Genomic DNA, 6312 nt, shown 5'->3' on the forward strand with positions numbered 1-6312 from the left:
CATAGGAACGTCGCTTCGTCGAGGTGCTCCTCAAGGACATCCCACTGGAGGTCTGGACGGCGATGGGCCAAACTCTCGGCGGGTGAAGATGCTGGCGAGTCCGTCACGTTTGCCATGGCCTGATTCTTCGCTAACTGTTGAAGGGCAGCTTCCTCCAAAGAATATTCGTGAAGCCCCCTTTGTAGATGGCCTGAGCCAGATCAGTCCTCACCAGGTACTCACTCGAGTCCTTGTTGATGCGAAACAGCGGCGGCGCATCCGAAACCTTGTCGCGCTGCAGGACGTGCTTGTTCACCGCGATGACGTTCGTCGGGTCGTTCTCATCCCAAACGATGGTGCTGGCCTGAAGGTCCAGGCAGTCATGGGTGCCGATGGGGTTGATGATGAAGTAATCCCGGCTACGCACCCGCTTACGATGGTCGTAGAGCGTGAAGGGCAGATATTCGATGTCGTTCCGGCAGTGCTCCTGGATGACGTCCTTCAACTCCTTGACGACCACGAGCATGCTCTCCGTGTTGCCAATCAAAGAGGCCAGCTTGATGCCCGGCATGTCGAGGCTCATGAAAATCTTCGCATCGACTGGCCAGTCTGAAGCCAGGGGCACTCCCCTCTGAATCCGCCACGAATAACGGTCGATTCCCTCTACGAAGTTGTCGAGCAGGCACAGGTCCTCGTCCGGCTCGCCCATCGTATCCAGCAAGTAGAAATTCATTGAAGTTCACACGCCTCCCGGCCGGTCCGTCAGTCAGGCATTCCGCCGCCGCTCGAGGCAGTGTCACGCTGCTTGATGAAGTCCCTGAAGTTTTCCAGGGAGCCATCCAGCCCCGTCTGTTTCATCCAGAGTCCCGCGGCGATGATGCCCTCCTTGAGCACCTTCGACAGGTTCTCGATGCCTTGCTTGCCCTGCCCCGTAGGGTTCGCCTGTACCTTCTTCATGGCCATCACCCGCTGCTCTCTGGCCTCGTCCGAGTGGTACTGGGCCTCCGCCCACTTGTTCATCGCCTGAAGCCGGTGGGACTTCGCTCGCTGCTCATGCGTCCCCGCCCTGCCGGACCACCCCTTCTCCGTGTGCGCCTTGGCAAGCGTCTGCTGGCGGTCGGCCTGCTCGTCACTACGATGGGCCTCCTTCTTGCTCTCCTTCGCCGCCTTGTCATTCTCCCTGGCTTCCTCCTCGTGCGCGTCGACGTCTTCCTTCACCACCGCGAGCGCCTTCTTGAGGTGCTTTCTCACGTAGCAGCTATACAAGTGGTGGTTGAACTGTTCGACGGTTCGCTTGTGCTTCGGAAGCGCCAGCGCGAAGGCCTCATCCCGCATCATCGGCAGGATGATCATGTTCACCCTGTCATTGAGGTTGTACTCCTCCTGCATCAATCCCTTGCGTACCAAGAGGGTGATTTCGTTCTTCTTCGCCGACTCCTTGCCGATACTATTGATGACGATGCTCAGTTCCTCGTTCGGCACCACATGATGGGCTTCGAATGAGTACGGGACGCTGGCGCTGGTCGTGAAGTTGTCGCCGGAGAGGTCCCAAGTCGTCCCGGCTGGCGGCTGCTTTGGCATGTCCGACGGCCACTTGTAGAGGTTCTCCTCTTCGTGGCCCGGCTCGATCTTCCGCAGGGACGCCCCCTCCACGCGCGCATGCCAGCGATGGCTGCAGGGCTTGCCTTCCTGATAGGGTGAGACATGCGCGTTGAGGCAGCTCTTCCCGCCTTGCGTGAAGTGATACTTCCCGATGTTCAAGTCGTTCAGGTGCCGCTCTTTCGCCTGTTTGGCCATGGCGGTTCTCCTTAGTTGATTTGAACGTTGCCGCCCTTGATCTTCTGCACCTGTTCAGCTTCGGTGCTTACGTTCACGCCCCGCAGTCGGATTTGTCCGTCACGGCGGAGCGTCAGGCTGGCCTTGCCGCAGCGGATGACGACCTCTTCGCGACCTTCGATGACCACGCGCTTGCCGTCGACCCGCGCCTCGATGGGAACGCGCGAAAAGGCGTCATCCAACAGACGGTCAGTCAAGGGGGTAGAACTCGGCGTCTTCAATAACCCCATGACGAGGGGCAGCGCAGGCTCGCCCTTTTCGAAGAGCAGCACGACACCTTGACGCTCGCGCGCCGCGCGGAACGCTTCCTCAGCGGACACAGCGACCGTGCTCCGCGCGGGAATGGGCCCTAACGGATTGCCAGGAAAATCCACGAGCAACTCGCCTTGTTCGTCCGCTCCCGCCACCCAGCCTATCCGGGGCTCCGCGATCCGCTCGTCTGCTTTGGCCTGGGCAGCCGCTTGCTTTCCGCGCCGTGCTGAAGTCGTCATGTTCAGAGTTTCCTCGCAGCCCGCGAACGCATGTCAATCAAAGGCCTTGTTGCAGATCTTGCAGTTGTGCTCCTCCGCCACGGTTCCGGCTGCGACCACAGGGCCTTGCATGACCGGAAAGGGCGGCGTGTTCTTGTCGTTGTGGAGCATGAGGTCGAAGGCGCGCGCCACGTTCTTTCCCTCGAACTGAACGTCAAAGGAGAAGTTGACGAACTCGGCCTTGCCCTTTGTCTTGCCGGAGGCCACGCCGCCACCTGCGGTGCCCGCCTCATCGCCGGTGCTCATCTTGAAGTTGGAGTCCTTCACGCACACCGGGTTGCCACCCACGGACACCGTCTTGGCGCCCTGGTCAGTGTCCGAGGACTGCGCCACGTTTGGGTAGGGAATGGGAATAGGCCCGCCCGGGCTCGGCGTCTTGCACACGTCCGGGAACGCCGTGGTGCCCCCACCGCTGTCCTTCGTCACCACGGACATCTTGTTCACGCCAGTATTCACGGGCATCGCGTCCCCCTCATCGAATCCGAAGGGGCGCGCGTCAGGCCCAGTGCCTGGCACGCCGGCGCCACGCGCAGTACGTCGACAGCCTCCAGTGCCACGGTCATCAGGGCTCCCCGTCGAGCTTGGGCAGTTCCACTCCCAAGCTATTTTTGGAAGTCCAGCAGGGCCTCTGCGCGCTTGAGGCGCACCTGGGCGCGGGCCAGCTCCTTCTCCAGTTCGGCGACGCGTCGGGCGCCTTCGCCGGCGGACCGCGCTTCTTCGGACTGCGAGCCGATAGCGCCCCTCATCGCGCTGCCGCCATTCACTCAAGAGCGAGGAATACAGCCCTTCCCGGCACGAGAGCGCTCCGACTTCACCGGGCTTCGTGCAGCGCTCTGCCTCCGCCAGCACCCGCAGCTTGTACTCCGCCGTGAACCCTCGGCGCCTGGCCTTCTCCACCACCTCGGTCTCCCTGACACGAGCCTCTCCCACCACTGCGCTCATCGTTCCTGCCTGGGTCGCCCTGCACATTAAACCGCCGGGTACGAACTGTCTCACTCATGTTGGCAGAGAGGGCCCATGCCTGCTCACTAAATCTTGAGACCAGTTCTACTCTCTAAAGGAGTCCTTCCTCGCCGAGCTTCTTCGCGATCGCCATCAGCTTCTTGGCTTGGGCGTCGCTGGGAACCCAGCCTGGGCGTTGAGCCGCCATCGTCAGGATGCCGTACTCGCCCCCCGACAGCAGGCTGCGTGTAGCCGGCCATGTGAGTGCTCGGCGCCAGTATCCGTTCTCGGCTATCCGGATGAACTCGACCTGCGCGCTTATTGCATTATCCTGCTTGGCGAGCATGCGTGCATCTCGGTGCTCGCCCCGCTCCTCGCCAGTCAGTTTGAGGTCTACTTGAAGGTCGGGCAGGAGGGAAATATTGGCGGCAGCCACCGCCTGCCAACACTGCTCCTTCTTCGCCCACTCCGTGATGTTCGACCAGTGCGGGGGGGGCGAGGTAAGCACGCGAAAAGCCGCCTCGGCGCACAACACGAGTTGCTTCGCGACGGCCACTGAAACGCGCTGGGTCCTCCAAATTCGATCGAGGTCGATTACTCGATCGGGGTACTCGTCCTCAATAAGTTTGACAAGCCGCGCCACTCCATACGTGACGATGTTGGCTCGGTAGCCGCCGGAGTACCATGCCGCTGACGACACCTGCTTCTCGGTGGACCTAAAAATGATGGCGCGGGCCACTACATGCTGGAACCAACGCTCATTGAAGTCTGCCGGCCGCTGGTCGTACTCCTCTCGAACGGCATCAGCATAGGTCACGAAGTTCTTCTGCGCGCCCCGGCTCACGAAGTGAGGCTGTTTCCGCCATGTGTTCTCGAACTTGGCCAGATCGGTCTTCGTGATCACTTGGTGCTTCGGATTCCGGATGAGGAATTCTCGTTTCTCGGTAGGCTTCAACTTGAACTGCTCCGTCTGGTACTGAGCGCGAGCCCGCTCGTAGAACCAGTGGGTCATCTGCTGTGAACCAGGAGCGGGTGGAGCCCACACGCTCGCCGATAGCTCCGCGACCTTACGGTGGAAGGGGTGGTTGGCGAAGAGGTCCGCGTCACTCACCTTGTTCTGAGTATTCGCGAACCGAGAGATCTCCGGGATCATGACCTCGGCGACCTCGTTTGGGAACACGGATAACTTCATCTGCACGAAGATCCTGTCCATCGAGGCTTGGTCACGCAGGCAAGCGTTGTACAACGAGGCCGTCGTCTGGCCACCATTGACGATCTGGAGGTCTCTGACCCGCACAAGACGGTGGATCCCATCCGACTTATCAATTTCTACTGCCGTCGCCGTCGCAGTGATGCCGTTGTTGAATGCGAAAAAGTTTTCCGGCGCGTTCCTTATGGTCATCCGGATACCCTTGTTCACCTTGCCCTGTGCGCTGAGGAAAGCTCGGACATTGCCCTCCAAAAGTCTGCTGCCGTACTGCTCGTAGATGTCCGCCAATAGGCGGCCAGGCACTACGCACAGGTATGCTGAGTAGCCCGTATCACCGATGCTCGCCGGCAGTGCGGGAAGTCCGGATGCAACGAAGGCGGTGAGGTCGATATCGACCAACTCGCGGCCCCCTACAGCGGCGAGCTGGTGAAAGCGATAGAGGTCCCAGACATGCAGCTCTAGTTTCACTCCATCAACTGCGTCACGGTCGACCTGCTTGAAGCGGGAACCAAGGACGGCGTTCGAGAGCAAAAGAACCCTGACGGTCTTGATTGCGCCGGCCTGTTCCTGGATGAATCTCGCGAGATCTGCGACCTGTGTGCTTGCGTCCGGACGCTCAGGGTTCCGGTCATCAAGCAGACGGCCGGATCGTGCCTCAGCAAAGAAAGCGGATGCGCGCGAGAAGGCGGCTTTGATTTCCGCCGAGTTGAGCATACAGGGGGAGGCGTCATCACGCAGGTCGACGATCAAGAGGTGGAGCGTGCCGTCGAGGGTGAACTCGTCCTGGCTGTAGCCATCCAGGGCAATGGCGCGGCGCCGGGAACCTCGTCCATCGAAGAAACATGGAATCCAGTCCTGAATTTCCTCCGCATCTAGTAGGCGTCCGACCAGATTCTCTACCAGGATCGTGCGCGTCAATTCACCGCGAGCGCTCGCACGTGCAGCGACCTCCTGCATGAGTGTTGTGTGGAAGTCGTGCAGCTCAGATCTCAATGCCTGCTACCTCCTTCCAACTCTCCACAAGGAAGCGCGAGATTGCGGTCACGGCAATCTCGTAGATGCAGCTATCAATGCCTGTAGCAACATCGGGACGCTGGATGCGAGGGAAGTCACGCCTCACAGCGTAGCTGACTGCCGGCCCGAACCGGACCATGGTCGCCTCATACTCCGCCCGGTCCTCGTAGCCAGCAGCGCGTAGAGCATCTTCGACCCGTTCCGCCGCAGCTGCATCCTCAGCTACGGCAGTCCTGACACTACGTACGAGTTCCGCGAAAGTGGCGTTGAGGGCGCCCGACTGGCCTCGTTCGATCTCTACACTGCGGCACCAAAGACAGATTGGGAGCCCGGCATCAGTGAGCTGATCCAGTGAGCTGATGCTAACAGACCGGCGCTGACGATGTGTGGCTTTCACCTCGACCTCGACGGCGTGGAACGAGAAATCCTTCGGCGCCGCATAGGGGCCAACCCAAGCCATTGCCGCAGCAAGCGGCCCGAACTTGGGGATGGCTTCATCCACCAGGAAAGACAGTTCGGCAGCGAGTCCGCGGATTTCGTGATCCTCCAACAGAGCCGAGGGACGGCGGGAGAACAGCCGTTGCCACCGAGCTAGGCGCCTGGTCACGACCTCACCGGGGTCCGGTGGCGCCACGCACGTTGCGTCTACAAGGTCTTCGACGACGTGCGTGAATAGGCCCGTGAGATCTGGGCGATCGAGGCGGATTACCACGGCCCACTCGCCCCGTTGCCGCGGCCGGGCCTCGACCAGCATCGCTCCGAGCGATGGAGGCTCAGGTGGACGCGTCCGGCATACAACCA

The 6312-nt window shown here is 60.9% G+C and carries 7 protein-coding genes; all 7 read right to left on the bottom strand.

The features are described 5' to 3' along the window. Window positions 1-130 precede the first annotated feature (130 nt). Window positions 131-712: an imm11 family protein gene (locus tag G4D87_RS31510; RefSeq protein WP_163786398.1), complete on the bottom strand. Its 582-nt coding sequence runs from the start codon at window positions 710-712 to the stop codon at window positions 131-133. 29 nt (window positions 713-741) lie between these two features. Beyond that, on the bottom strand, window positions 742-1776 hold the full coding sequence (locus G4D87_RS31515) for an AHH domain-containing protein (RefSeq protein WP_163786399.1): 1035 nt from the start codon (window positions 1774-1776) through the stop codon (window positions 742-744). Between the two features lie 11 nt (window positions 1777-1787). Further along, on the bottom strand, window positions 1788-2306 hold the full coding sequence (locus G4D87_RS31520; protein ID WP_163786400.1) for a DUF6484 domain-containing protein: 519 nt from the start codon (window positions 2304-2306) through the stop codon (window positions 1788-1790). A gap of 33 nt (window positions 2307-2339) precedes the next feature. Next, window positions 2340-2807 carry a DUF4150 domain-containing protein gene (locus G4D87_RS31525; protein ID WP_163786401.1) on the bottom strand — a complete coding sequence of 156 codons (468 nt, stop codon included), beginning with the start codon at window positions 2805-2807 and terminating at the stop codon, window positions 2340-2342. A 140-nt stretch (window positions 2808-2947) separates the two neighbouring features. Then, on the bottom strand, window positions 2948-3091 hold the full coding sequence (locus G4D87_RS31530; RefSeq protein ID WP_163786402.1) for a hypothetical protein: 144 nt from the start codon (window positions 3089-3091) through the stop codon (window positions 2948-2950). Between the two features lie 308 nt (window positions 3092-3399). Further along, complete coding sequence (locus G4D87_RS31535; protein ID WP_163786403.1) at window positions 3400-5454, bottom strand: AIPR family protein; 2055 nt, start codon at window positions 5452-5454, stop codon at window positions 3400-3402. A 25-nt stretch (window positions 5455-5479) separates the two neighbouring features. Continuing rightward, window positions 5480-6312: PD-(D/E)XK motif protein (locus G4D87_RS31540; RefSeq protein WP_205507789.1), on the bottom strand; the 833-nt coding region annotated here is incomplete at its 5' end.

Source organism: Myxococcus vastator, assembly GCF_010894475.1.
In the GTDB taxonomy this organism is placed as follows: domain Bacteria; phylum Myxococcota; class Myxococcia; order Myxococcales; family Myxococcaceae; genus Myxococcus; species Myxococcus vastator.